Genomic DNA, 24,452 nt, shown 5'->3' with positions numbered 1-24,452 from the left:
ATTAGGATCGCCCTGGACGCCATGGGGGGGGACCGGGCCCCCGGGGTTACGGTCCAGGGAGCCTTCCTGGCCGCCAAGGAAGGGGTGGAGGTCCTTTTGGTGGGGGAGGAGGCCCGCCTGCGGGCCGAGCTTGCCCGCCTGGGGACTTCCTTGCCCATCCACCATGCTCCAGACTGGATTCCCATGGAGGAGCATGCCACCGAGGTGAGGAAGCGCCGGGAAAGCTCCATCATGGTGGCCATGGACCTTCTAAAGCGGGGCGAGGTCCAGGCGGTGGTGTCCATGGGCCACACCGGGGCCACCATGGCCGCAGCCCTCTTCACCCTGGGGCGGGTCAAGGGGGTGGAAAGGCCTGCCCTCTTGGTGGAGTTCCCCAGCCAAAGGGGACGCACCTTCCTCCTGGACGGGGGAGCCAACGCCGACTGCCGCCCCTCCTTTCTCGTTCAGTTTGCCGCCATGGGCCTGGCCTACGCCGAGGCCAACGGCCTAAAGGACCCAAAGGTGGGCCTTCTTTCCATCGGCGAGGAGGAGGGAAAGGGCAACGCCCTGGTGCTGGAAACTTACCCTTTGCTGAAGGCTGCCTTGAGGGAGCGGTTTTTCGGCAACGTGGAGGGGCGGGATATCTTTCTGGGCACCACGGAGGTGGTGGTCACCGATGGCTTCACCGGGAATGTGGTGCTGAAGCTGGCGGAGGGGGAGGCCAAGGTGCTTTTGGGCTGGGTCAAGGAAGCCCTTACCGGAAGCCCCTTGGCCCGGCTGGGGGCTCTTTTGGCCCGGGGGGCCTTGCGCAAGCTGAAGGAGAGGGTGGACCCTTCCCAGTACGGGGCCATGCCCCTACTGGGGGTGGAAGGGGCGGTCTTCATCGGCCATGGCTCCGCCGATGCCCTGGCGGTGAAAAACGCCCTTCTTAGGGCCAGGGCCCTGGTGGGGGCGGGGCTTATGGACCGGGTGCGGGCGGGTCTTTCCGCCCTACACGTCTAGGATCACCTGGGCTTTCCATGCCCCGTTTTCCCGGCTCACCTGCAGGCCGTGGAAGGTGGCGCTTTTCACTTCTCCCTGGAAGCCAAAGCTCTCCTGGAAGGGCTCACCCCAGAGGGTGGCGGTGAGGCGGTAGCCTCCGGCTTCCTTTTGCACCCGTACCCGTGCCTTCCCGGGCACGAAGCCCTTGGTCTGGATCAGGTAGATGAGCTCGTTGAGAAAGCGTACCAAAAGGGTTTCCAGGTCCTCCGCCTCCAGGGAAAGGCGCCTGCGCCGACTTCCCCCTTCTGGGGGAAAGAGGAACATCACCTGGAGAAGCCCTTTAAGGGCGGCCTCAAAGAGGCCCTCGAGGCTTTCCGCCTCCAGGAGGAACCCCACGTCGGCGGTGTGGTCCAGGGGCTTCACCACCATGGCCCCTCCTGGGTGCCCTCCGTTCCGGGGAGGTGGAAGGTTTCCGTCCAGAGCCTTTCCGGATACCTTTCCATGAAATCCAGCAGGGACAGGGCCTGGGTCCGGTGCTGGGCCAGGGCCTTGAGCTTCCGGGCCAGGGCCCATTCGGGTAGGTGTAGGCGGTGGGTGACGGGCCAGGGGCCTTCGGGCCGCACGAAGTACACCACCCGGGCCAGGCCCTCCGCCGCCCTGGTGGCGTAGCGGCTTGTGGCCACGTGGTCGGGGTGGCCGTTGATGCCGTCTGGGGGAAAGGTGAGGACATAGCGGGGCCCTTGGGCAAGAAGCCTTTCCCGGATGGCTGCTTCCGCCTCGGGGTGGTCGAGGAGGCCTTTTCCCGAGGCCAGGCCGCGGGGTCCCTCCGCCGCCTCTTTGGGGCCCCTGGACTCCAGGTGAACCGCCTGGGGTAGGGCGTTGGGGAAGGAGAGGACCTCGAGGAAGTCCACCTCCAGGATCTCCGCTGCCCGCTCAAGCTCTTGGGTCCGCACCCTGGGCAGTTCCTCAGGGGGGCAAAGCCCCAGGGTTCTCCCCGCCTCCCCTCGGGTGAGGGTGAGGATGCCCGTCCTGAGCCCGGCCCTTTTGGCGAGGAGGAGCGCCCCACCGGCACCAAAGCTTTCGTCGTCGGGATGGGGGACCACCACCAAGAGGTCCAGCATGCCCCCATCTTGACAGAAATGCCCCTGCCTGGTACATTCAATGTTGCGCCGGTTGGACCGGCGGGGGATCTTGAAAGCGCAGGAATAGGGCAACGCACGAAACCAAACGCCTTCGGGCGTTAATTTTATTGGAGAGTTTGATCCTGGCTCAGGGTGAACGCTGGCGGCGTGCCTAAGACATGCAAGTCGAGCGGGGCAGGTTTATACCTGTTCAGCGGCGGACGGGTGAGTAACGCGTGGGTGACCTACCCGGAAGAGGCGGACAACCTGGGGAAACCCAGGCTAATCCGCCATGTGGTCCTATCCTGTGGGGTAGGACTAAAGGGGCGACCCGCTTCCGGATGGGCCCGCGTCCCATCAGCTAGTTGGTGGGGTAAAGGCCCACCAAGGCGACGACGGGTAGCCGGTCTGAGAGGATGGCCGGCCACAGGGGCACTGAGACACGGGCCCCACTCCTACGGGAGGCAGCAGTTAGGAATCTTCCGCAATGGACGGAAGTCTGACGGAGCGACGCCGCTTGGAGGAGGAAGCCCTTCGGGGTGTAAACTCCTGAACTGGGGACGAAAGCCCTGTGTAGGGGGATGACGGTACCCAGGTAATAGCGCCGGCCAACTCCGTGCCAGCAGCCGCGGTAATACGGAGGGCGCGAGCGTTACCCGGATTTACTGGGCGTAAAGGGCGTGTAGGCGGCCTGGGGCGTCCCATGTGAAAGGCCACGGCTCAACCGTGGAGGAGCGTGGGATACGCTCAGGCTAGAGGGTGGGAGAGGGTGGTGGAATTCCCGGAGTAGCGGTGAAATGCGCAGATACCGGGAGGAACGCCGATGGCGAAGGCAGCCACCTGGTCCACTTCTGACGCTGAGGCGCGAAAGCGTGGGGAGCAAACCGGATTAGATACCCGGGTAGTCCACGCCCTAAACGATGCGCGCTAGGTCTCTGGGTTTATCTGGGGGCCGAAGCCAACGCGTTAAGCGCGCCGCCTGGGGAGTACGGCCGCAAGGCTGAAACTCAAAGGAATTGACGGGGGCCCGCACAAGCGGTGGAGCATGTGGTTTAATTCGAAGCAACGCGAAGAACCTTACCAGGCCTTGACATGCTGGGGAACCTGGGTGAAAGCCTGGGGTGCCCGCGAGGGAGCCCCAGCACAGGTGCTGCATGGCCGTCGTCAGCTCGTGTCGTGAGATGTTGGGTTAAGTCCCGCAACGAGCGCAACCCCTGCCCTTAGTTGCCAGCGGGTTGGGCCGGGCACTCTAAGGGGACTGCCTGCGAAAGCAGGAGGAAGGCGGGGACGACGTCTGGTCATCATGGCCCTTACGGCCTGGGCGACACACGTGCTACAATGCCCACTACAGAGCGAGGCGACCCAGTGATGGGGAGCGAATCGCAAAAAGGTGGGCGTAGTTCGGATTGGGGTCTGCAACCCGACCCCATGAAGCCGGAATCGCTAGTAATCGCGGATCAGCCATGCCGCGGTGAATACGTTCCCGGGCCTTGTACACACCGCCCGTCACGCCATGGGAGCGGGTTCTACCCGAAGTCGCCGGGAGCCTTAGGGCAGGCGCCGAGGGTAGGGCTCGTGACTGGGGCGAAGTCGTAACAAGGTAGCTGTACCGGAAGGTGCGGCTGGATCACCTCCTTTCTAAGGAGCATGAAGCCCGTTCCTGCGCTTTCAAGACCCCGCGGTCCAAGCCGGTGCAACCCCCTATGGGGGGTTTTCTTTTTTCCAGGTAAAAACCAACCCCCCGCCCTAGGGCGGGGGGTTTTCGTGGAGAGGCTAGAATCCCCTCACGTTCAGGAAGGGCTCGGGATGGGGTTTGCCGGAGGTATTTTGCCAGCTTGCGGTGCTTTCGGCGTTCTGCAGGAGGGCCTGCTTCACCTGGGCCGGGGTGTAGCTGGGGTAAAGGGAAAGCACGATGGCGGCGGCCCCGGCCACATGGGGGCTGGCCATGGAGGTGCTGCTGATGGTGTTGTAGCTGGTGGTGGAGGAGTTCCAGGATGAGCTTTTTCATACTCCCTCCTTGTGGTACGCCGCCAACTCTATGCCCTGTGAGCCCGGGTTGCCAAGGCCTATAGTGGAAGCCATGGACTTCCTCCTGGCCCTCTCCCGACCGCCCTTGGTCCTGGGGGTGGATCCCAGGCCCGAGCTTCACGGGCCCGAGCCCCTTTCCCACCTGAGGCGCTACGCTTTGGAGGTGTTTGAAGCCTTGGCGCCCAAGCTGGCTGCAGTCAAGTTCCAGCTGGCCTTCTTTGAGGCCCTGGGCCCGGAGGGGTTCGGGCTTCTTTGTGAGCTGGCTAGCGCCGCACGGGTCATGGGTTTGCCCGTGATCTTTGACGGGAAGCGGGGGGATATCGGTTCCACCGCCGAGGCTTACGCCCGGGCCTACCTTCTGCGCTTTCCCGGAAGCGCCCTTACCGTGAACCCCTACCTGGGCCTGGATACCCTCACGCCCTTCTTCCAGGCGGCCCGGGAAAGCCAGGGGGCGGTTTTCGTCCTGGTCAAGACCTCAAACCCAGGATCAGGGTTTTTGCAGGATCTTCTGGTGGAGGGAAGGCCCCTTTACCTTCGCCTGGTGGAGGCCCTGGCCCGGGAGGGGGAGGGATACCGGGAAGGGGAGTGGAGCCGCGTGGGCATGGTGGTGGGGGCCACCTACCCGGAGGTGGTCTTAACGGTGCGGGAAAAGGCTCCCCATGCTCCCTTCCTCCTCCCCGGCGTAGGGGCCCAGGGGGGAAGGCCTTTGAAGGGCCCCGGCCTTTTGAACACCGCAAGCCGCGCCCTTTTCTATCCGGGGGGCAGGCCGGATCTGGAGGGAGCCTTACGGGCGGCGGAGGACTTCCATAGGGCTTTGGTAGAGTAGGGGGGATGGATGTCCTGGAGCTCTACCGCAGGACGGGAGCCCTTCTGGAAGGGCACTTCCTCCTGCGCTCGGGGTTGCACTCGCCCATCTTCCTGCAATCCGCTGCCCTCTTGCAGCATCCCCTCTATGCGGAGGCGGTGGGGGAGGCCTTAGGCAAGCTATTTGAAGACGAGAAGGTGGATTTCGTCATCGGCCCGGCCCTGGGCGGGGTGATCCTGTCCTTCGTGGTGGCCCGCGCCTTAGGGGCCAGGGCCCTCTTCGCCGAGAAGGATGGCCAGGGAGGCATGACCCTGCGCAGGGGCCTCACCGTGAACCCAGGCGACCGTTTTTTGGCGGTGGAGGATGTGGTGACCACAGGGGAGAGCGTGCGCAAGGCCATCCAGGCGGCGGAGGCCAGGGGAGGGGTTTTGGTGGGGGTGGGAGCCATCGTGGACCGAAGCGGAGGGAAGGCGGCGTTCGGGGTGCCGTTCCGGGCCCTCCTGAAGCTGGAGGTGCCCCAGTACCTTCCCGAAGCCTGCCCCCTGTGCCGGGAGGGTGTGCCTTTGGAGGAGGTGTAGGGCCGTGCGCCTTCTTTTTGGTCTTTGGCTCCTGGCCTTAGGGTGTTTCCCCAACGGGAACGCATCCTGGGCCTGGGCTGCCCCGCAGGTGGAGGTGGCCAAAGGGGCTGCCGAGGCCTGGGCCAAGGGGGAGCTCTCCCCTAGGCTGGAGGAGGTCTTAAGGGCCCCTCCGGAGGAGGCTCCTAGGCTTTTAGAGCGCTACGCCTTCTTCCCAGCCCCTCCCAAAGGCCTTACCCTCAACCTGGATAGCCCCAAGGTGGAAGGGAACCGGGTCCTCTTCCCGGCGGCGGTGGGGGATAGGGTAGGGGAGGTGGTGGTGGTCTTGGAGGGCCGGGAGGTGAAGCGGGTCTACTTCCGCCCCGAAGGCCTTTCCCTCCCCGGGTACCTCCTCACCCCAGCGGCGGGATGGGGGTTTTTGCTCCTTTCGGTCTTTTGGATCTTCCTCCTCTTCCAACCGTCCCCCTTCCGCGCTTGGCTTCTGGAAGCCCTTGTCCTCCTCCGGGGTTATAGGGGGCTCTACCTCTTCACCAACCTCTTCCTTTACGGCCTTTTTGGCCTGGGGGCCCTTTTGGCCTATGGGATGCCGGAGATGGCCAAGGCGGTGCAGGCCCTTTTCGGCGGGGCCCTCGAGGCCATCGGCCTGGAGGAGGCCATGGGGAGGGGGATCCTGGTCCTGGCCGGGGTGATCTTCCACTGGAACTTCAGCCAGGGGCTTTTCCTTACCGGCTTGATTCCCGCCCTACTCCTGGGGATTCCGGCTTTTCTTCTCAATGCCCTTCGCTATCTGGTCTTCGGCTTCGCCCTTTCCCCGGCCCTTTTGGGGTCTCTCTTCCTGGTCCACCTGCCCACCTTGGTCTTGGAACTTCAGGCCTACATCCTGGTCACCTTCGGGGGGCTGGTGCTTTTGGCCAAGACGGCGGGAGGGGAGGGGTACAGGAAGGGGCTTAGGGCCTTGCTCCTCACCTTCTACCTGGGGGCTCTTTTCCTGCTTTTGGCGGCCTGGTATGAGGCCTGGGAGGTGAGCGTGCTCCTATGAAGGTGGCTATCCTGGGGGCTGGGGCCTGGGGCACCGCCTTGGCGGTCCTTCTGGCCAGCAAGGGGATTCCCACGGCCCTTTGGGCCAGGAGGAAGGAGCAGGCGGAGGCCCTCAGGGCCAGCCGGGAGAACAAGGACTACCTGCCGGGGGTGGCCCTCCCCGCTTACCTGTACCCCACCGCCGACCCCGAGGAGGCCTTGGAGGGAGTGGAGCTGGCGGTGGTGGCCCTGCCCTCCAAGGCCTTGGAGGAAACCCTAAGGGCCTTGCCCCTGGCCCCTTGGTACCTTTCGGCCACCAAGGGGCTTTTCTTTCAAGAAGGAAGGCTTCGCACCCCCAGCGAGGTGGTGGAAGCCTTGACTGGCAGGTCCGTGGCCGCCCTTTCCGGTCCCAACCACGCGGAGGAGGTGGCCCGCTTTCTCCCCACCGCCAGCGTGGCGGCGGGTCCCTTGGAGCTGGCCAAAAGGGTACAGGAGCTTTTCTCCGGGCCCACCTTCCGGGTCTACACCAGCCAGGACCGGCGGGGGGTGGAGCTGGGCGGGGCCTTGAAGAACATCCTGGCCCTGGCGGCGGGGATGGTGGACGGGCTCCGCCTGGGGGATAACGCCAAGGCGGCCCTCCTCACCCGGGGCCTTAGGGAGATGGTGCGCTTCGGTACCGCCTTGGGGGGGGAGGAGGCTACCTTTTATGGGCTTTCCGGCCTGGGGGATCTCCTGGCCACCGCCTATAGCCTCCACTCCCGGAACCGGGGAGCGGGGGAGAGGCTGGTGCGGGGCGAGGCTTTGGAGCGCCTCGAGGACCGGGGGGTGGTGGAGGGTCTCTATGCGGTCAAGGCCCTCATGGTCTGGCGGGAGAAGGAGGGACTGGAGCTACCCATTGCTGAGGCGGTGTACGGGGTGGTCTACAAGGGGCTGGATCCCTTAAAGGCCCTTTCTGCCCTCATGGCCCGCGAACCCAAGGGGGAGTAGCCCCTTAAGCCCCAGCAAACCCATACTATGAGGAAGCCTTCCGCCTTTAGAAGAGCTCGGCCAGGAAGCCCAAAAGGGCCGTGCGGAAGGCCTTGGGGTTTTCCAGGTTGGCCAGGTGCCCGGCCTCGGGAAGGATGAGCAGGCGGGCGTCGGGCAGGGCCCTGGCCATCCGCTTGGCCTCCTCCGGGGGGGTTAGGGTGTCCTCCTCCCCCACCAGGACCAGGGCCGGGCGGCGCATCTCGGGAAGAAGGGGGGTGGAGTCGGGCCGTTCCGCCAGGGCCAGGAGGCTTTGGGCCACCTCTTCGGGGCTGGCCTCCAGGATGAGGGCTTTGGCCCTTGCCACCACCTCAGGCTTCTCCTCCTGCGTGGTCTTGCCCAGGTGGCTTGGGAGGAGGGCTTCGGGGAGGAAGGCCACCCCTTCCGCCAGAACCCTTTCCCTTAGGGCATAGCGGTTCTTCCTGCCCTCCTCGGTGTCGGCCCCCGCGCGGGTATCCGCCAGCACCAGGCCCAGGAAGCGCTCGGGGGCCCTGCGCCAAAGTTCGAAGATGAGGTAGCCCCCCATGGAAAGCCCCACGAAGACGGCCTCCTCGAGGCCTGCCTCATCCATCTCCCCCAGCACCTTATCCGCTGCCTGGGAAAGGGATAGCCCTAAGTAATGGGGGGCCAGGACGGGAAGCCTTCCCCGAAAGTAGCCCATCTCCTCTTCCCACATCCGGGGGTTGTAGGGGAAAGCGTGCAGAAACACCACGCCGCGCATCTAGGCCTCCTTCACGGATTCCCCCTCGAGGCCCAAGGCCTTGAGCCGGGCGATGAGGCTTGGGTCTTCCACCACCACATAGTTGCGCCCATCCTGGCTCTCCGCCCAAAGGAGCCCAGCCTTGGCGGCCTCCTTCCAGGCCTCCATGAGGTCGGGGTACTGGACCAGCAAAGGGGTCACCTTGTGGGCGGGGTAACGCCTCACCGCAGGGCCTCCTCGAGGGCGTGCCAGGCCAAGGTGGCGCACTTCGCCCGGGCGGGGAGCTTGGCCACCCCCTGAAGGGCCAGGAGATCCCCAAGGGCCGGGTCGGGGGGGGCTCCTTCCACCACCATGGCCTGGAACTTCCTGGAAAGCTCCAGGGCCTCCGCCACCTTCTTCCCCTTCACCAGCTCGGTCATCATGGAGGCGCTTGCGGTGCTGATGGCGCACCCTTGACCCTGGAAGCGGATGTCGGCGATGGTGTCCCCTTCTAGGAGCACCATCACCTCCACCTGGTCCCCGCAGGAGGGGTTCATCCCCCCGGCCTGCTTGGTGGCCTGGGGCAGGACCCCGAAGTTCCTGGGGCTCTGGTAGTGGTCCAGGAGGATCTCCCGGTAAAGCTCGTCAAGGACGCTCATTGGTCCATTATAGCCAGGCCCGGTACTTGGCCTCTATCCTTAGAAGGGCTTCCACGAAGCGGTCCACCTCTTCCTTCGTGTTGTAGAGGTAGAAGCTCGCCCGGGCCGTGGCCGCAAGGCCGAGCTTCCGGTGGAGGGGCTGGGCGCAGTGGTGGCCCGCCCTCACGGCGATCCCCTCCTGGTCCAGGAAGGTGGCGAGGTCGTGGGCGTGAAGGCGGCCTAAGGTGAAGGGGATGACCCCGCCCCGGTCCTCCCCCTTGGGGCCGTACACCTTGAGGTCCGGCACCTCGGCCAGGCGCTTTAGGGCGTATTCCAAAAGGGCCCGGTCATGGGCGAAGACCCGTTCCATGCCGATCTCCATCAGGTAGCTGGCCGCTTCCCCCAAGGCGATGGCCTCGGCGATGGGGGGGGTGCCGGCCTCAAAGCGCTGGGGCGGGGGGGCGTAGGTGGAGCGGTCCACGTGGACCTCGCGGATCATCTCCCCTCCTCCCAGGAAGGGTCCCATGCCTTCCAGGACCTCATACCGCCCCCAAAGCACCCCGGCCCCTGTGGGCCCCAACATCTTGTGGCCAGAGAGGGCGAAGAAGTCCGCCCCCAGGGCCTTCACGTCCACGGGGAGGTGGGGGGCGGACTGGGCCCCGTCCACCACCACCAAGGCCCCCGCCTCCTTGGCTTTTCGGGCGATCTCCGCCACCGGGTTGATGGTCCCGAGGACGTTGGACATGTGCACCAGGGAGACCACCTTGGTCCTCTCGGTGAGGAGGCGGTCCAGGGCGGAGAGGTCCAGCCTTCCCTCCTCCGTGAGGGGGATGGCCTTCACCTTCGCCCCCTTGAGGCCCGCCACCAGGTGCCAGGGGACGAGGCCCGCATGGTGCTCCATCTCGGTGACCAGGACCTCGTCCCCTTCCTTAAGGTTTCTCAAGCCCCAGGCGTAGGCCACCAGGTTCATGGCCTCGGTAGTGTTGCGCACAAAGACGATCTCCTGGGGGTTTGCGTTCAGGAAGCGGGCAAGCCTTTTGCGGGCCTCCTCGTAGGCCTCGGTGGCCTCGGCGGAAAGCCGGTAGGCCCCCCGGTGGACGTTGGCGTTCAGGGTCTCGTAGAAGCGCTTCAGGGACTCAATGACGCGCCTTGGCTTTTGGCTCGTGGCGGCGGAGTCCAGATAGACGAGGTCGGGCCGCCCGGCGATCAGGGGGAAGTCCACCCTTAGGGTGCTTAGGTCCATGCCCTCAGTCTAGTCCAGGCGCACCCGCCTGAGGAGCATGGCGTTTAGGGCCACGATCACCGTGGAGAGGCTCATGAAAAGCGCCCCCACCGCCGGGGAGAGGACGATGCCCCAAGGGTAGGCCACCCCGGCGGCCAAGGGCAGGGCGATGGCGTTGTAGCCCGTGGCCCAGAAGAGGTTCTGCACCATCTTGGCGTAGGTGGCCCGGGCGAGGAGGAGGGCGCGGACCACGTCCAGGGGGTCGCTTTCCACCAGAACAAGATCCGCCGACTCGATGGCCACGTTGGTCCCCGCCCCGATGGCGATGCCCAGGTCGGCCTCGAGGAGAGCGGGGGCGTCGTTAATGCCGTCGCCGACGAAGGCGGTGGGGCCTTGGGTCTTGAGCTCGCGTACGATCCGGGCTTTGTCCTGGGGTAGGACCCGGGCGTGGTACCGCTGAATTCCCAGCTCCTGGGCCACGGTTTTGGCCACGGCCTCGGCGTCCCCCGTGATCATCACGGGGGTGAGGCCCATGGCCTTCAGCCGTTGGACGGCTTCCTTGGCGGAGGGACGGATGCGGTCGGCCAAAGCGAAGTAGGCCAAAACCCGCTCCTCGTCCATGAGGGCAACGACGCTTTCCCCCCGGCCTTCGGCCTCCCGGAGGCCTCGCTTTAGGGCCTCGGACACCCTTAGCCCAAGCTCTTCCGCCCACTCGGGCCGGCCCACCCGGTAGCGTTTACCCTCGAGGGTGCCCTCCACGCCTTTGCCGGGGACTGCTTGGAAGTCCCGGACCTCAGGGCGGGGAAGCCCCCTGCCTTCCGCCGCTTCCACGATGGCCTGGGCCAAGGGGTGTTCCGAGAAAGCCTCGAGGGCCGCAGCTAGGGAAAGCACCTCTTCCTCGGAAAACTCCTCAGCGTATATTGCCCGAACGGCGAAGCGCCCCTCGGTGAGGGTCCCGGTCTTGTCGAAGGCCACGAAGCGGATCTCCCGGGCGCGTTCAAAGGCTTCCCGGTTCCGGACCAGGATGCCGTGCCGGGCAGCCAGGGCCGTGGCGTTCACCATGACCAGGGGGATGGCGAGGCCTAGGGCGTGGGGGCAGGCGATGACCACCACGGTTACTGCCAGGGAGAGGGCGAAGTTGAAGTCCTGTCCCAGGGCGAGCCAGACGAGGAAGGTGAGGGTGCCGAGGGTAAGGGCGATGTAGAAGAGCCACCCCGCAACCCGGTCTGCCAGGGCCTGGAAGCGGCTCCGGGAGGCTTGGGCTTCCTGTACCAGTCGCAGGATCTGGCTTAGGGTGGTGGCCTCCCCGGTGCGGGTGACCCGGACCTTGAGGGCGCCCTCCCCGTTCACCGCCCCGGCTATCACCTCGTCTCCCGGTTCTTTGGGCACGGGCCGGGACTCCCCGGTGAGGAAGGCCTCGTTCATCGTGGAAGCGCCCTCCACCACCACCCCGTCCGCCGGCACCTGCTCCCCGGGGCGGATAAGGATCAGGTCCCCCTCTTTGAGGGCGGAGACGGGTACGTCTTCTATGCGGTCGCCCACGATCCGGTGGGCGGTGGTGGGCATGAGCTTGGAGAGTTCCTCCAGGGCCCGGCTTGCTGCCTGCACCGAGGCCATCTCCAGCCAGTGCCCGAGGAGCATCACGTCAATGAGCGTGGCCAGCTCCCAGTAAAAGGGCATTCCCGGAAGGCCCAAGGAGACGGCCAGGCTGTAGCCGTAGGCCGCGGTGATCCCCAGGGCGATGAGGGTCATCATCCCGGGGGTGCGCGCCCGAAGCTCGCGAAGCGCCCCCTTTAGGAAGACCAGGCCGCCGTAGAAGTAGAGGATCGTCCCCAAGACGGGGTTCACCCAGGCGCTTCCCGGGAACTGGGCTGCCCGGTAGCCGAACCAATCTTGGAGCTGTTCGGAGAAGTAGAGGATGGGGAGGGTGAGGAGGAGGCTTACGAAAAAGCGGTCCCGAAACATCTCCGGGGTGTGCCCGGCGTGCTTGTCGTGGCCCGTGTGGGAAGCGTGTTCCCCGGAGGGGTGGGCGTGCTTGGGTTCGGAAGGAGAGGGGTGGTGATGGTGCTCGTGCGCGTGGTGGGTGCGATTGTCCTTCATCTGGGCACCTCCTTCTTAAGGAGATTTTACACCCCTCCCCCTGAGGAGAGGGGTGGAGGAAAAAGCGAGAATGGGTCTTTAGAGCCGGGAAAGGGCGCGGGAGAGCCTGGTCCGGGCCTCCTCGGCCACGGGGGCCAGGGCCCTTTGGGTGGCCTCGGGGAGAACCCGGAACATGGCCTCGGGGTCTTGTCTTGGATGAGGCCCGCATGCCGGTTCTGGACCTGGGAGGGAGGGGCGTGGGGAGGATGGCGGTGGGGATGCACTAGCCCACCTCCAGCATCCCCATCATGCCCCGGTCCTCGTGCTCCACGATGTGGCAGTGGAAGACGGTTTTCCCGGGCAGGTTCCTAAGGGGAACCAGGAGGCGCACCACCTCCTTAGCCTTTAGGTTCACCACGTCCTTAAGGGCGCGGTAAGGGAAGGCCTTGCCGTTCACGGAGAGGACCTGGAAGGGATGGGTGTGGAGGTGGAAGGGATGGTCCATGTCCCCTTGGTTTTCCAACTCCCAGACCTCGAGGTCGCCCACCCGCCCGCGGAAGTCCACCCGACGGTGGTCAAAGGTCTTGCCGTTGATGAAGAAGCGCCCGGCCATCATGTCCTCCGTGAAGGTGATGCGCCGGGTCACCCTGGCCTGGTTGGGGCTGAGGGCGGGCAGTTTGGCCAGGGCCTTGGGCAGGGGGAGGGGTTTGGGGCGGGGCGGGGCCACCAGGGTGAGGAGGGTTTGGGGCCTTTGGCTTGTTCCCATGGCCATTCCTCCGTGGCCCATGGGCTCCATCCCGCCCATCATGTGGACCCCTCGGTCGTAGGGAAGGGCGAGGAGGCGGAAAGCCCCTTCCTTCTGGAAGCGCACCAGGACCTCTGCCCGTTCCCCGGGGGCCAGGAGGAGTTCGGGGACCTCATAGGGTTCCTCCAGGAAGCCCCCGTCGCTGGCGATGAGGTAAAGGGGATGCCCTTCCAACTGGAGCCGGTAGTAGCGGGCGTTGCTGGCGTTCAGGAGGCGGAGGCGTAAAGTGGCCTTGCCGGCCCGCAAGGTGGGGCGGGAGGCCCCGTTCACCAGGACCAGGCTGCCCTCTTTGCCGTTGATCCAGTCCATGGGGGAATGGGCGGCGGGACGGCCCGATGCGAGCTCCAGGTCCTTGAGGACCAAAAGGTGCTCCTCGGCTTCCCGGAGTTCGGGAATCCCGTCCACGGGGCTTTCCACCACAATGGCCCCCGCTAGTCCGGCGAAGAGCTGGGGGGCCACCCGTTCGTGCAGGTGGGGGTGGTACCAGAAGGTGCCCGCCAGGTCCCGGGGAACGGTGAACTCGTAGCGCCAGGTTTCCTTGGAGGGTATCTCCAGGAGGGCATCGTCCACCTTAGGAGGGATGGGAAGCCCGTGCCAGTGCAGGTTCGTGGACTCGGGAAGGAGGTTTTCCAGCTCGAGGCGCACGGTATCCCCAGGGCGCACCCTGAGGGTAGGCCCTGGGAAGCTGCCCCCATAGGTCCAAAGCCGCGCCTCCCGCCCGGCTACGGTAACGGGGGTGGGGGCGGCCTTCAGCCGCACCTGCAGGAGGCCGTCCCGGCTTTTGAGCACCGGGGGCTCGGGAAAGGAGGCCTGGCCCCGGGCCAGGGGAGATAGAAGAAGGCCTGCCGTGAGCTTAAGAAGGGCTCGGCGGTCGGTATTCATACCCTTATGAGGATAAGGGGGGTTTGTAAAGGAAGTATAAAGGTCCCTCCAGAACCCCCTAGAGTTTGGCCAAGGCTTTCTCCAGCCGGTTTCTCGCCTCCTCGGCTACGGGTTTGAGCGCCTCCTGGGTTTCTGTAGGAAGGATCCGGAACATCTCCCTGGGATCCTGCAAGAGGACCTCCACGCCCTCTGGCCCCTCCTTGAGCACCGCATTGCAGGGGAGGAGGAGGCCGATATCGGGCTCGGCCTCGAGGGCCTTGGCCGCCAGGCTGGGGTTGCAGGCCCCCAGGATGAGGTATGGGGGCCTTTCCAGGCCCAGGCGGGCCTTGAGGGTGGCGGCCACGTCGATCTCCGTGAGGATGCCGAAACCTTCTTCCCTTAGCGCGGTTTCCAACCGGGCCCGGGCCTCGGCCAGGCTGGTCTTCAGGGTTTTCCTTAAGTCCGTCATGGTACCCTCCCTACCTAAAGGGTAGCGGAACCTGAGAGAAAAGGCCTTTCGTGAAAGTTGTATTGAGGAGTTTTGGGGGGTATAGGAAAGGCCCTGGGCCCCGCCCGGGGCAGCTGCCCCGGGCAAGGGCCCTACCGGGGTCACTCTCCCAGGAAGAAGCCATGCCAGGTGTGGACCCAGACCTCCCCCGTGTAGGCATTCACGGAAAGCATGCCCTCCACCTCCTTGCGCCCGAAGTCAAAGGTGTAGTACCCGGGGAAAGCCCCGGCTTCCATCACCTGGGCACCCGGGAGGTAGCCTTTCAGGAAGGTCTCGGCCAGCTTCCTGGCTTCCGCCAAGGGGAAGCGGACAGGAGTCTGCACGGGCCCGCCCATCATGCCGTAACGGGTGTTCCACATCATGTTGGGGCCAGGTTCCGGGGAAACCACCCCGGTGTAGCGATCGGCGATGAGCTCAAAAAGCCCCTGCCCTTTCTCGTCCACCACCTGGGCGTAGTAGTTTTGGCTGAAGGCCATGAAGTCCTTAAGGCGTGCCCCTGGGTAGAGGCGCTTGGCGTAAGCCTCCATCCGCGCTTTGGCTTCTGCCTGGGGAATGGGCCGGGCTTCCGGAGGGTAGACCGCCATCATGCCCATCATCCCGTGGCCGCCCATCATGCCGTAGCCCATCATCCCCGGGCCGTACTGCGGGCCGTAGCCCATCATCCCCGGACCAAAACCCCCCATCATGCCTTGGGTGAGGGCAAGGCCCAAGAGCAAAAGGCCCAGAACTCCTAAGACCATACCGTAGCGTTTCATGCTTCACCTCCCCTTTCCAGTTCCTTCCTAAGCCTTCTGTAGCTTTCCTCGTCCAGCTCGCCTCTGGCGTACCGGAGGCGCAGGGCCTCCAGGGCCTCATCCTTTTTGGGCCCGCCGCCTCCCCCCCAGGCCCGAAGCCCCAGGTAAAAGAGGCCAGCCAAGAGGGCCAGGATGAGGAGCATGTTGAGAAGCCCGAAGAACCACCCGAAACCCATGCCGCCCCAACCCATCATGCCCACGATCCACCTCCATCTGTTGTACCCTAGGCCGGTATTGTTAAGCTGGCATAAAGGGGTTTTACCGGCGCTTAACGTTTGGCCCTTAAGCTGATGGACATGCGAAGAGGGCTACTGGCGCTTGGTCTTGCTGTCCTGGGCCTGGTGGGGTTGGCCCTGGGAAGTGGGCTACTGGAGGAGGTTTCCCGAAGCCTTTACCGAACGGCCAACACCCTGTACGCTCTCCTGGCCCCCTGGGTGGATGGCCTGAGGCGGGAGGTGGGGGTCCCTTGGCTTTCCGCTTTTCTCCTGGGAGTCCTGGCGGCCTTTGCCCCCTGCCAGATCACCACTGGGGCCAGCGCCCTGGCCTATCTGGCTCCTTCCGCCCTCGAGGGAAGGGTCTGGCCCAGGTTTCTGGCCTTTCTCCTGGGGAAGGCCTTCACCTACCTGGTGCTCGCCGGGGTGGTTCTCTTCGTTTTGGGCGGGACCCTGGACAACCCCGGGGCCATCTTCCGCCCGGTGCGGCTGGCCCTTGGGCCCTTTATGGTCTTGGTGGGCCTGGGCCTTTTGGGAGTGGTGCGCTGGCCCCTGGCCTGGGCGGCACCGGAGGGCTGGGTGGCCCGGGTGGGGGCGTGGGGTGGGCTTCTTGGGCCCTTGGCTTTGGGTGGGGTTTACGGCTTGGCCTTCTGCCCTACCCTCTTCTGGCTTTTCTTCGGGCTTCTACTCCCTTTGGCCCTGGCTTCTTCCTTTGGGTTTCTCTTTCCCCTTCTCTTCGCCCTGGGGACGGGCTTTCCCCTGGGTTTTCTGCTCCTCCTTTTCGCCCGCATGGGCCGGGGCCAGGCCCTCAAGGGAATGCGCCACGTGGGAAGCCATCTTCTAAGGGGTGCAGGGGCAGTCTTCGTGGCCCTGGGGATTTTGGACACGGTGCTTTACTGGAACCTCTAGCATGGGAGGCAAGGGCATGAAGAGGGGCTTAAGGGCTCGGTTTTTCGCCGCCCTCCTTCCCGCCCTTTCCCGGGAGCACGTGGGCTTGAGCGAACCCTGGCGGAAGAAACTCCTGGGAAGCCTGGCGGGGAAGGTTTTGGAGATCGGCCCGGGGACAGGGGTTAACCTGGCCTATCTGCCGGATGGCGTCTACTGGCTGGGCCTCGAGCCCAATCCCTACTTCCACCCCCACCTTAAGCAGGCCCTGAGCCTGAGGGGGCTTTCCGGTGAGGTTCTTTTGGGCCAGGCAGAGGCCATCCCCCTGCCGGAGGAAAGCGTGGAGGCCGTGGTGGCCACCCTGGTCCTTTGCTCGGTGGAGGATACCAGGGCGGCCTTGGCAGAGATCCTCAGGGTGTTGAAGCCCGGGGGGCGTTTGGTCTTTTTGGAACACGTAGCCGCTCCCCGGGGTTCCTCCCTGCGCCGGTTCCAGGACCTCCTTTGCCCCTTATGGGGTTTTTGGGGGGACGGCTGCCATCCCAACCGGGAAACCCTAGCCCTTATTCGGGAGGCGGGGTTTGCCCGGGTGGAGGCGGAGGCCTTGGAACTGCCCCTTCCCCTGGTGGCCCCCCATGTGGCCGGGGTGGCCTGGAAGGGATAGCCCTCAGCGCCCCTGCCAGAGGGTGCCCCTTTCGTCCACCCAGGCCAGCCAACCCTCCTCCTGGGGATGGGCAGCCAGGGCCAACACCGCTCCCTGCCAGATCCTGCGCCACCCCGCTTCCGTTCGCTGCCAGAGGCCGAGCTTTCCTCCCAGGTACAGGGTGCCCGAAGGGGAGAGGACCAGGGGTCCCGGGGCGGGGTCAGGGGAGGGAATGGGGCGGAAGCTTTCGCCCCCATCCTCGCTCAGGAAGAGCCCCCTTTCCATAAGGGAAGCCCAGAGGCGGCCCTTTTGGTCCACCAGGAAGAAGGCCATCCCCGCTTTGGGCAGGCCCCGGGCGGGAAGCTTTGCCCAGGTCTGCCCGCCGTCCCGGCTGCGGAAGTAGCCGTAGGTGGCCTCGAGGGTGTAGTGGACCTCAGGCTTCCTGGGATCGATGGCATAGGCGTGGAGGTCCAGGGCGGGAAGGCCCTTGGGCCTTAGGTCGCGGAAGCGCTTCAGGTCCCGGCTTTCCGCATAGATCCAGTGCCCGGCTACCAGGAGGCGCTCACCGTCCCAGGCCAGGTTCATGGCGTCCCAGTCCCGCCGCCGCACCAGGTCCTGGGGGGTGCTGTTGTTCCAGGCAACGATGCCGTCGTGGTGGCCCAGGAGCAGGGCTCCCGAGGGGTGCCACAAAAGGGCGTGAACGTCCCGCGTGGGCACCGGACCCAGGGGAGTTTGGGCCAGGGCGAGGCCGAGGAAGAGGGTAAAAAAGGTGAAAGGGCGCATGGCGTTCTACCGTGAGGCGAGGCGGAAGCCGGTAAGGCAGGTGGGGCTTTGGCTGAAGGTGGCCACGGAGCCGGTGGCCGCCAGGTTCCCCCAGCGGATCTCCAGGGTGTAGCGGCGGTTGCGGGGCAACCAGAGCTCAAAGAACCCGTCCTTCCCCGATCTGACCTGGGTCTTGAGCACCTCCTTTTCCCCCTCCAGCACCCGGACCTCAAAGACCTCCTCCTGGAGTTCCCCCGTGCAGCTGGAGAAGTAGTGGACCTGGCAGGGATGGGTACGGCTCACGTAGGGGGCTATCGCCAGAAGGAAGCGGTCCTTGAGGGCCACCTGGGTTTTGCGGCCGTCCGGGAACTCGAAGAAGAAGGCCTCGGGGGTCACGTAGCTCACCACCCTTTGCCCTTCCTCCCGCCACCGCTTGGCCAGGGCCAGAGCCTCTTCGGGCTTCAGGCCTTTGAGGGCCTCGGGGGAGGGAGTCTGGGCCAGGCCTAAAGCCACGCCTAGGGCAAGCGCCAGAAGCTTCTTCATGGCTCTCACCCTAAGCCCTGCCTGTTAAGCCTGTGTAAAGGGGTAGGGTGAAGCGGAAAACGCTTCCCCGGCCCAGCTGGCTTTCCACCCAGATCCTTCCCCCCATGGCTTCTACCAGGCTCTTGGCGATGGTGAGGCCCACTCCGGTTCCCCCGTCCTGACGGCTGCGGGAGGGGTCTATGCGGTAGAAGCGCTCAAAGATGCGGGGAAGGTGTTCCTCGGGGATGCCGGGTCCTGTGTCCTCCACGCTGAAGACCACTGCCTGGCCTGTCCTTTCCGCCCCAAGCCTCACCCTTCCTCCCTCCGGGGTGTGGCGAAGGGCGTTGGAAAGCAGGTTAGCGAGCACCTGGAGGGTCCGTTCCGCATCGGCCCAGACCCGGGGAAGCAAGGAGGGGGTCGCCACCTCCAGGGCCACGCCCTTGGCCTGGAAGGCGGGGCGGAAGCGTTCCGCCGCCTGTCCCAGGAGTTCTTGGGGATCCAGGGGCTCGGGGTGAAGCTCCACTGCCCCCGACTCCACCTGGGAAACCAGGGAGAGATCCCGGACCAGCCGGCTCAAGGCCCGCACTTCCTGCTGAATCCTTTCCGCTGCCTTTTCGGGCTCCATGACCCCGTCCGCCAGGGCCTCGGCGTAGGCTTGCAGGGCGGACAGGGGAGTCCTGAGCTCGTGGGCCACGGTGCCGATGAGCTCCACCCGGCTTTGTTCCACTCGTTCCAGGGCTTCGGCCAGGCGGTTGAAGTGAAGGGCCACCTCGCCGAACTCGTCCCGTTCCAGGAGGGGAAGGCGCACCCGGTACTCCCCCTGGGCCATACGGCGGCTTCCCTCGGCCAGAAGCCTGGCGGTGCGGGAGAAGCGCAGGCTGGCGAAGGAGGCGGAAAGGGCAGCCCCGGCCACGGAGAGGGGAAGGGCGGCGAGGAGGGCGGTGGTGAGGGTGGAGCGGAGGCCTTCCTCGAGGTCCCGCCTTAAGGCCTCGCCCATCATGAGCCCCCCCATCATGGAGAGGGCGTGGTACATGCGTTCCACATGTTCCCGGTAGAAGGAGGGGGCCAGGGTCTCCGCCAGGAGGAAGAAGAGGAACAGGGCCAGGAGGGCCACCAGAAGGTGGCTGAGGAAGAGCTTAGCGAAGAGGCGCATCGCCTTCCCGGAAGCGGTACCCCACCCCCCGTACCGTTTCGATGAACCGGGGGTTTTCCGGATCGTCCATGAGCTTTTTTCTCAAAGCAGCGATGTGCACGTCCACCACCCGGTCTATGCCCGGGAAGTCCGGTCCCCACACCTTTTCCAAGAGCCTTTCCCGGGTGAAAACCATCCCCGGATGCTGGGCCAGGGTGAGGAGGAGGTCAAATTCCAGCTGGGAAAGGGGAAGGGGCTTGCCCTCCAGGTAGGCCTGCCGCTCCTTGGGAAGAAGGCGCAAGGGGCCATAGCAGAGCTCCTCCTTGAGGCCGGCCCGCCTTAGGAGGGCCTTGACCCGGGCCACCACCTCCTTGGGGCTGAAGGGCTTGACCACGTAGTCGTCGGCCCCTAGCTCCAGCCCCTTAACCCTTTCCTCCTCCTCCCCCCTGGCGGTCAGCATGAGGATAGGAAGCTCGGGCCTTTCCCGGCGGACCTCCGCCAGAACCCGGAAGCCATCCAGCTTGGGCAGCATGAGGTCCAGGATGATGAGATCGGCCCGGGGGTAAAGCTCGAGGGCCCTTTCCCCATCCTCGGCCTGCAAAACCTCAAACCCCGCTCCTCTTAGGTAGACCCCCAGGACCTCGAGGAGGGCCGGGTCGTCGTCCGCCAGGAGGACCTTCATGCCAGGTCCCGCTTCATTCGCTCAAAGGTTTCCTTGTCGATCTCCCCCCTGGCGTAGCGCTCCCTTAGCACCTCTAAGGCCCGGTCCCGCCGCTCAGGGGCTAAGGTCCTGACGATCCAGTAGACCAAGAGGCCTAGGAGGGCGAACCAAAGGAGGCTTAAGAGGGGCCCCCACCAGCCCAGGTACCCACCGTGGTCGCACCACCACATACCTTTCACCTCCTAGTTCCAGCTTAGCCTCGGCAGATTAAGCTACGGTAAAGCTCCTTGGCTGGAACCCTTTTAGCCTCAAGGAGTTGCTGAGCACGAAGAGGCTGGAGAGGGTCATGGCACCGGCCGCCAGCATGGGGTTCAGAAGAAGCCCGGTGAAGGGGTAAAGAGCCCCGGCCGCCACGGGGATGAGGAGGATGTTGTAGGCGTAGGCCCAGAAGAAGTTGAGGTAGATGGTCCGAAGGGTACGCCGTGCCAGAAGGATGGCGTCCACCAAGCTTTCCAGGCTCGGAGAAAGCAGGATGACATCCCCTGCCTCCACGGCGATGTCCGTGCCCGTGGCCAGGGCAATGCCCGCATCGGCCTGGGCCAAGGCGGCGGCGTCGTTGATGCCGTCCCCCACAAAGATCACCTTCCGCCCCTGGGCCTGGAGGTGCCGTATGGCCTCCACCTTACCCTCAGGGCGCACCCCGGCCAGCACCTCCTCTATGCCCAAGGTCTCGGCCACCCGCCTGGCCGGGATGGGGTGGTCCCCGGTGAGGAGGACGGGTTTGAGGCCCAGGGCCTTTAAAGCGGCCACCACCCTTCGCGCCTCGGGCTTGGGGGGGTCAAAGACCCCGAAGGCGGCCAAAAGCCTCTCCCCATCCGCCAGGTAAAGGGGAGTGTAGCCCTTTTCGGATAGCTCCCAGGCCTCCTTGGGAAGCGCCACCCCAAGCCTCTCCATCAGGGCTGGACCCCCCAGGTAAAGCTTCTTCCCCTCCACCACTCCCTCGATGCCCTCCCCGGGCAGGGCCCGCACCCCTTCGGCCTCGGGCAGGCTGAGATCCCTGGCTGCCTCCAGAACCGCCTTGGCGATGGGGTGTTCGCTTCCCCGCTCCAAGGCGGCGGCGAGGCGCAAGGCCTCCTCAGGGCTTAGGGCAAACCCCAGGCGTTCCGTGAGGGTGGGCTTCCCTTGGGTCAGGGTCCCGGTCTTGTCCAGGACCACGGTATCCGCCCGGGCGAGGCCTTCGATGGCCTGGCCCTTGCGGAAGAGGAGGCCGAGCTGGGCCGCCCGCCCCGTGGCCACAGCGATGGCCGCCGGGGTGGCGAGGCCCATGGCGCAAGGGCAGGCGATGAGGAGAACGGAAAGGAGGGCCATGAAGGCGTAGGAGAGGCCGGGGCCATAGAGAATCCAAAGGGTAAAGGTGATAAGGGCGATGAGGAGCACGATGGGCACGAAGACGCTGGCGATGCGGTCCGCCACCTCCTGCACCCGGGGCTTGTAGGCCTGGGCTTCCTCCACCAGGCGGGCCATCTGGGCCAGGACCGTGGCCTCCCCCACCCGGCTGACCCGCACCAGGAGGGCTCCTTCCCCGTTCACCGTACCCCCCACCACCTCGTCCCCGGGCTTTTTGGCCTTGGGGATGGGCTCCCCGGTGAGCATGGCCTCGTCCACATGGCTGAACCCCTCCACCACCACCCCATCTGCGGGGATGCGCTCCCCGGGAAGCACCCGCACCAGGTCGCCAGGGATGAGGGCTTCGGCGGGGATCTCCTTTTCCTCCCCTTCCTGCACCACCCGGGCGGTCTTGGGCCTCAAGGCCAGGAGCTTGCGGATGGCTTCCGAGGCCTTCCCCTTGGCCTTTTCCTCCAGGTGCTTGCCCAAGAGGATCAGGGCCAGGATCACCGCTCCTGCTTCCAGATAGAGATGGCGGGCCTCCTCCGGGAACAGGGTGGGGAAGAGGAGGACCAAAAAGGAGTAGAGGTAGGCGCTTCCTGCCCCCAGGGCCACCAGGGTGCTCATGCCCAGGGAGCGGTGCCGGATCTCCGCCAGGGCCTGGCGGAAGAAGCGCCGGCCGGCGTAGAGGACGGGGAGGGCGGTGAGGACCTGGAAGAGAGGAGGAAGGTGGGGAAGGGGAAGAAGCATGGGCCCCATGGCTAGGAGAAGGGTGAGGAAGGCAAAGGGCAGGGCGATGAGGAGGTCCAAGGGATAAGCGGGGGCCCGTTTTTCCTCCTGGACCACCTCCAGGGGCTCGTACCCTGCATCCCGGATGGCCTGGCGCAGGCGGGGCAGGGTCACGGTGTCCGGGAGGTACTCCACAAAGGCCTTCTCCGTGGCCAGGTTCACGTGGGCGGAAAGCACCCCGGGTAGCTTCTTCAAGGCCCTTTCCACCCGGGCCACGCAGGCGGCGCAGGTCATGCCCCGGATGGGGATCTCCGCCCGGGCCACCACGGGCTCGTAGCCGGCCTCCTCCACCTGCTTCAGGACCTCCTTGAGGTCTATGCCTTCCTGGAGGCGCAAAAAGGCTTCCTCGGTGGTGAGGTTGACCCGGGCTTCCTCCACGCCCGGGGCCCTCTTTAAGGCCCTTTCCACCCGCACCACGCACGAGGCGCAGGTCATGCCCTTTACCCCTACCTTCACTTCCAATGCCATAGCTTCATACCCCCTAGCGGAAACCCCTTTGCTTTCCCCGGGCTGATGTGCCCTTGGGCTTCTGCCCCGCCCTGGACCGGGTGGGATCAACGGTACTTGAGGGCCTCCATCAGTTCCTCCACGATCTCCTCCACGTCTCCCCGCTCGTGGGCGGTGGCCACGTGGTCCCGGAGGTGGGCCCTTAGGACCATCTCCCCCACCCGGTCCAGGGCACCCTCCACCGCCTTGAGTTGCTTCAGCACGTCCACGCAGTAGACGTGGGGATCCTCCAGCATGCGCAGGATGCCCTCGAGGTGGCCCTTGGCGGAGAGAAGGCGCCTTTTGGCTTCCTCGCGCACCTTGGGGTCCAGGTGGAGGGGGTGGCGGGGCACAGGGCCTCCTTAGCCCGCCAAGGCGGCCCGGTAGCCTTCCTCTTCCACGGCCCGGATCAAGGCCTCAGGGTCCGCCTTGCCCTCCACCAGGGCCTCGGCCCGTTCCAGGCTCACCTCGACCTTCTCCACCCCGGGTACCTTAAGAAGCGCCTTTTTCACCGACATCACGCAGTGGTTGCAGGTCATGCCTTCTACCTTGAGCTTCAGCATCCCTTACCTCCCCCCACCCCAGGTGGGGTGGGTACTCTCACCCTACCCTTTTCCCTTCCTGCTGTCAAGGACCTAGGCCCGGTTTGCAGACTTGACCTATATGCGGCTCCTGGAGTAAAGAGGGGGCATGACCCTGCGCGAAGCCCTGTCCCAGATCCCCGACCCCCGGGCCCGCAACCGGCAGTACCCCCTTTGGGGCCTCCTGGCCCTCATCCTGGTGGCTTTTCTTTCCCGCGTGGACTCCCTGAGGGGCGTGGAACGCTTCGCCCGCGCCAACCCCCACCTCTTGCCCCACCTGGGCCTGCGCAAGGCCCCAGGCCACACCGCCATCACCCTTCTCCTTCACCGCCTGGATCCTGAGAAGCTCCAGGCGGCCCTTGGCCAGGTCTTCCCCGAAGCCGACCTTGGGGAAGTCCTGGTGGTAGACGGGAAGCACCTGCGGGGAAGCGGCAAGGGGAAAAGCGCCCAGGTGAAGCTGGTGGAGGTCCTGGCCCTGCACCTCAAGACCACCCTGGCCCAGGCCCGGGTGGAGGGGAGGGAGGACCAAGCGCTTCTGGAGCTCCTGGACCGCCTGGGGGCGGAGGGACTCAAAGGGAAGGTAGTGGTGGGGGACGCGGGGTACCTGTACCCGGAGGTGGCGGGGAAGGTGGTGGAAAAAGGGGGGCATACCTCTTCGTCCTGAAGGCCAACCAGGGGGAACTGCTGGAGTGGGCTCTGGAGGTATTCAAGGGGATGGAGGAAAGGCGGCTTCCCGGGGAGACGGAGTCAGCTTGGGAGGTGGTGCGGGACGGGGAGGTGTGGACCTACCGGGTCTGGGCTTCCCCTTATCTGCCGGATGCGCTCTTGGCCTTTCCCGGGTGCCGACAGGTGGTGCGGGTGGAGCGGGAGGTGGTGCACAAGGGGACGGGGGAGGTACGGCGCGCGGCGAGCTACGCCCTCACCAGCTTGGGAGCCGAGGAGGCGGACGCGAGGCGGCTTGGGGAGCTTCTCCTTTCCCGGTGGGAGGTGGAGAACCGGTCCTTTTGGGTACGGGACGTCCTCCTCCATGAGGACGCCTGCCAGGTGCGGGGCGTGGGGGCGCAAGTCTTGGCGGTCCTCCGGGCCTTTCTGGTGTCCCTGCTGTACCGCAGGGGGGTGCGGAAGAAGAAGGCGGCCCTGGAGACCTTCTCCTTCCATCCCCTCTCCGCCCTCAGGTTCCTGGGGCTCTATGCGGTATAGCGGTCAAGTCTGGCCCGGTTTGTACCACCCCACCTTGGCGCAAGTCCGGCTGGGGGCCCCGGTAAACCACCCCAGCCTGCC

The 24,452-nt window shown here is 65.6% G+C and carries 29 protein-coding genes and 1 rRNA gene; 10 read left to right on the top strand and 20 right to left on the bottom strand.

Annotated elements, in window-relative coordinates; all coding sequences use genetic code 11:
* Entirely contained in the window at positions 1 to 981 is a 981-nt protein-coding gene (plsX, locus tag MI302_RS10345) for a phosphate acyltransferase PlsX (protein ID WP_239726527.1), read from the top strand.
* On the opposite strand, the gene MI302_RS10340 is transcribed toward plsX, so the two are convergent.
* Positions 970 to 1,389 carry an archease gene (locus MI302_RS10340; protein ID WP_038071308.1) on the bottom strand — a complete coding sequence of 140 codons (420 nt, stop codon included), beginning with the start codon at positions 1,387 to 1,389 and terminating at the stop codon, positions 970 to 972. The genes plsX and MI302_RS10340 overlap by 12 nt on opposite strands.
* The gene (locus MI302_RS10335; protein WP_172955484.1) at positions 1,380 to 2,081 is read right to left on the bottom strand and encodes a PIG-L deacetylase family protein; all 702 of its coding nucleotides are present in this window, start codon (positions 2,079 to 2,081) and stop codon (positions 1,380 to 1,382) included. The genes MI302_RS10340 and MI302_RS10335 overlap by 10 nt, the downstream gene beginning before the upstream one ends.
* A gap of 125 nt (positions 2,082 to 2,206) precedes the next feature.
* Here MI302_RS10335 and MI302_RS10330 point away from each other — a divergent pair.
* Positions 2,207 to 3,719 (top strand): 16S ribosomal RNA (locus MI302_RS10330).
* Positions 3,720 to 3,854: 135 nt separating this feature from the next.
* On the opposite strand, the gene MI302_RS10325 is transcribed toward MI302_RS10330, so the two are convergent.
* A complete protein-coding gene (locus MI302_RS10325; RefSeq protein WP_304653892.1) occupies positions 3,855 to 4,028 on the bottom strand; it encodes a S8 family serine peptidase in 174 nt (57 codons plus the stop codon).
* Between the two features lie 133 nt (positions 4,029 to 4,161).
* On the opposite strand from MI302_RS10325, the gene pyrF reads away from it, so the two are divergent.
* Genes pyrF through MI302_RS10305 form a run of 4 tightly spaced genes read left to right on the top strand, consistent with a single transcriptional unit; the run spans position 4,162 to position 7,493 of the window.
* A complete protein-coding gene (gene pyrF / locus MI302_RS10320) occupies positions 4,162 to 4,935 on the top strand; it encodes an orotidine-5'-phosphate decarboxylase (protein WP_026329120.1) in 774 nt (257 codons plus the stop codon).
* A 5-nt stretch (positions 4,936 to 4,940) separates the two neighbouring features.
* The gene (pyrE, locus tag MI302_RS10315) at positions 4,941 to 5,492 is read left to right on the top strand and encodes an orotate phosphoribosyltransferase (protein ID WP_239725726.1); all 552 of its coding nucleotides are present in this window, start codon (positions 4,941 to 4,943) and stop codon (positions 5,490 to 5,492) included.
* Positions 5,493 to 5,496: 4 nt separating this feature from the next.
* Complete coding sequence (locus MI302_RS10310) at positions 5,497 to 6,528, top strand: hypothetical protein (protein ID WP_370687342.1); 1,032 nt, start codon at positions 5,497 to 5,499, stop codon at positions 6,526 to 6,528.
* The gene (locus MI302_RS10305) at positions 6,525 to 7,493 is read left to right on the top strand and encodes an NAD(P)H-dependent glycerol-3-phosphate dehydrogenase (protein WP_126247932.1); all 969 of its coding nucleotides are present in this window, start codon (positions 6,525 to 6,527) and stop codon (positions 7,491 to 7,493) included. The genes MI302_RS10310 and MI302_RS10305 overlap by 4 nt, the downstream gene beginning before the upstream one ends.
* Positions 7,494 to 7,539: 46 nt before the next feature.
* Here the strand turns inward: MI302_RS10305 and MI302_RS10300 are convergent, their stop codons facing one another.
* The 9 genes from MI302_RS10300 to MI302_RS10260 all read right to left on the bottom strand — a co-directional run bounded on the left by MI302_RS10300 (position 7,540) and on the right by MI302_RS10260 (position 15,309).
* Positions 7,540 to 8,250, bottom strand: coding sequence for an alpha/beta fold hydrolase (locus tag MI302_RS10300; RefSeq protein WP_239725725.1), 711 nt, complete (start codon positions 8,248 to 8,250; stop codon positions 7,540 to 7,542).
* A complete protein-coding gene (locus tag MI302_RS10295) occupies positions 8,251 to 8,454 on the bottom strand; it encodes a hypothetical protein (protein ID WP_239725724.1) in 204 nt (67 codons plus the stop codon).
* Positions 8,451 to 8,867 (bottom strand): Fe-S cluster assembly sulfur transfer protein SufU, encoded by a 417-nt coding sequence (gene sufU, locus MI302_RS10290; protein ID WP_239725723.1) that lies wholly within the window; start codon positions 8,865 to 8,867, stop codon positions 8,451 to 8,453. The genes MI302_RS10295 and sufU overlap by 4 nt, the downstream gene beginning before the upstream one ends.
* 7 nt (positions 8,868 to 8,874) lie before the next feature.
* On the bottom strand, positions 8,875 to 10,089 hold the full coding sequence (locus tag MI302_RS10285; RefSeq protein WP_239725722.1) for an aminotransferase class V-fold PLP-dependent enzyme: 1,215 nt from the start codon (positions 10,087 to 10,089) through the stop codon (positions 8,875 to 8,877).
* A 9-nt stretch (positions 10,090 to 10,098) separates the two neighbouring features.
* Entirely contained in the window at positions 10,099 to 12,168 is a 2,070-nt protein-coding gene (locus tag MI302_RS10280) for a heavy metal translocating P-type ATPase (RefSeq protein WP_019551554.1), read from the bottom strand.
* A gap of 262 nt (positions 12,169 to 12,430) precedes the next feature.
* On the bottom strand, positions 12,431 to 13,834 hold the full coding sequence (locus MI302_RS10275) for a multicopper oxidase family protein (RefSeq protein ID WP_239725721.1): 1,404 nt from the start codon (positions 13,832 to 13,834) through the stop codon (positions 12,431 to 12,433).
* A 58-nt stretch (positions 13,835 to 13,892) separates the two neighbouring features.
* Positions 13,893 to 14,282, bottom strand: coding sequence for a DUF302 domain-containing protein (locus MI302_RS10270; protein WP_239725720.1), 390 nt, complete (start codon positions 14,280 to 14,282; stop codon positions 13,893 to 13,895).
* A 140-nt stretch (positions 14,283 to 14,422) separates the two neighbouring features.
* Positions 14,423 to 15,076 carry a hypothetical protein gene (locus MI302_RS10265; RefSeq protein ID WP_038032549.1) on the bottom strand — a complete coding sequence of 218 codons (654 nt, stop codon included), beginning with the start codon at positions 15,074 to 15,076 and terminating at the stop codon, positions 14,423 to 14,425.
* Complete coding sequence (locus MI302_RS10260) at positions 15,073 to 15,309, bottom strand: hypothetical protein (protein ID WP_172961948.1); 237 nt, start codon at positions 15,307 to 15,309, stop codon at positions 15,073 to 15,075. Before MI302_RS10260 ends, MI302_RS10265 begins: the two co-directional genes overlap by 4 nt.
* 96 nt (positions 15,310 to 15,405) lie before the next feature.
* On the opposite strand from MI302_RS10260, the gene MI302_RS10255 reads away from it, so the two are divergent.
* Both MI302_RS10255 and MI302_RS10250 read left to right on the top strand, forming a co-directional pair.
* Positions 15,406 to 16,236, top strand: coding sequence for a sulfite exporter TauE/SafE family protein (locus tag MI302_RS10255; RefSeq protein WP_370687341.1), 831 nt, complete (start codon positions 15,406 to 15,408; stop codon positions 16,234 to 16,236).
* 16 nt (positions 16,237 to 16,252) lie between these two features.
* A complete protein-coding gene (locus tag MI302_RS10250) occupies positions 16,253 to 16,873 on the top strand; it encodes a class I SAM-dependent methyltransferase (protein WP_239725718.1) in 621 nt (206 codons plus the stop codon).
* 3 nt (positions 16,874 to 16,876) lie between these two features.
* Here the strand turns inward: MI302_RS10250 and MI302_RS10245 are convergent, their stop codons facing one another.
* From MI302_RS10245 to MI302_RS10210, 8 genes are all read right to left on the bottom strand, one after another.
* Positions 16,877 to 17,635 (bottom strand): S-layer protein, encoded by a 759-nt coding sequence (locus MI302_RS10245; RefSeq protein WP_239725717.1) that lies wholly within the window; start codon positions 17,633 to 17,635, stop codon positions 16,877 to 16,879.
* A 6-nt stretch (positions 17,636 to 17,641) separates the two neighbouring features.
* Positions 17,642 to 18,157: a CueP family metal-binding protein gene (locus MI302_RS10240; protein WP_239725716.1), complete on the bottom strand. Its 516-nt coding sequence runs from the start codon at positions 18,155 to 18,157 to the stop codon at positions 17,642 to 17,644.
* 10 nt (positions 18,158 to 18,167) lie between these two features.
* Positions 18,168 to 19,289, bottom strand: a complete 1,122-nt coding sequence (locus MI302_RS10235; RefSeq protein ID WP_239725715.1) for a cell wall metabolism sensor histidine kinase WalK — start codon at positions 19,287 to 19,289, stop codon at positions 18,168 to 18,170.
* Positions 19,273 to 19,950 carry a response regulator transcription factor gene (locus MI302_RS10230; protein WP_239725714.1) on the bottom strand — a complete coding sequence of 226 codons (678 nt, stop codon included), beginning with the start codon at positions 19,948 to 19,950 and terminating at the stop codon, positions 19,273 to 19,275. Before MI302_RS10230 ends, MI302_RS10235 begins: the two co-directional genes overlap by 17 nt.
* A complete protein-coding gene (locus tag MI302_RS10225) occupies positions 19,947 to 20,159 on the bottom strand; it encodes an SHOCT domain-containing protein (protein ID WP_019551341.1) in 213 nt (70 codons plus the stop codon). The genes MI302_RS10230 and MI302_RS10225 overlap by 4 nt, the downstream gene beginning before the upstream one ends.
* 37 nt (positions 20,160 to 20,196) lie before the next feature.
* The gene (locus MI302_RS10220) at positions 20,197 to 22,572 is read right to left on the bottom strand and encodes a heavy metal translocating P-type ATPase (RefSeq protein ID WP_239725713.1); all 2,376 of its coding nucleotides are present in this window, start codon (positions 22,570 to 22,572) and stop codon (positions 20,197 to 20,199) included.
* A gap of 86 nt (positions 22,573 to 22,658) precedes the next feature.
* Positions 22,659 to 22,943, bottom strand: coding sequence for a metal-sensitive transcriptional regulator (locus MI302_RS10215; RefSeq protein ID WP_015716307.1), 285 nt, complete (start codon positions 22,941 to 22,943; stop codon positions 22,659 to 22,661).
* A 9-nt stretch (positions 22,944 to 22,952) separates the two neighbouring features.
* Positions 22,953 to 23,153: a heavy-metal-associated domain-containing protein gene (locus tag MI302_RS10210; protein ID WP_008633461.1), complete on the bottom strand. Its 201-nt coding sequence runs from the start codon at positions 23,151 to 23,153 to the stop codon at positions 22,953 to 22,955.
* 127 nt (positions 23,154 to 23,280) lie between these two features.
* Here MI302_RS10210 and MI302_RS10205 point away from each other — a divergent pair, with 127 nt between their 5' ends.
* Entirely contained in the window at positions 23,281 to 23,835 is a 555-nt protein-coding gene (locus MI302_RS10205; RefSeq protein ID WP_239725712.1) for a transposase, read from the top strand.
* 50 nt (positions 23,836 to 23,885) lie between these two features.
* Complete coding sequence (locus MI302_RS10200; protein WP_239725711.1) at positions 23,886 to 24,371, top strand: DDE transposase family protein; 486 nt, start codon at positions 23,886 to 23,888, stop codon at positions 24,369 to 24,371.
* Positions 24,372 to 24,452: the final 81 nt, after the last annotated feature.

This window comes from Thermus sp. NEB1569, assembly GCF_022385295.1.
Classification (GTDB): domain Bacteria; phylum Deinococcota; class Deinococci; order Deinococcales; family Thermaceae; genus Thermus; species Thermus scotoductus.
The sequence above is the reverse complement of the archived record's forward strand: the minus strand, read 5'-3'. Positions and strand labels throughout refer to the sequence as shown.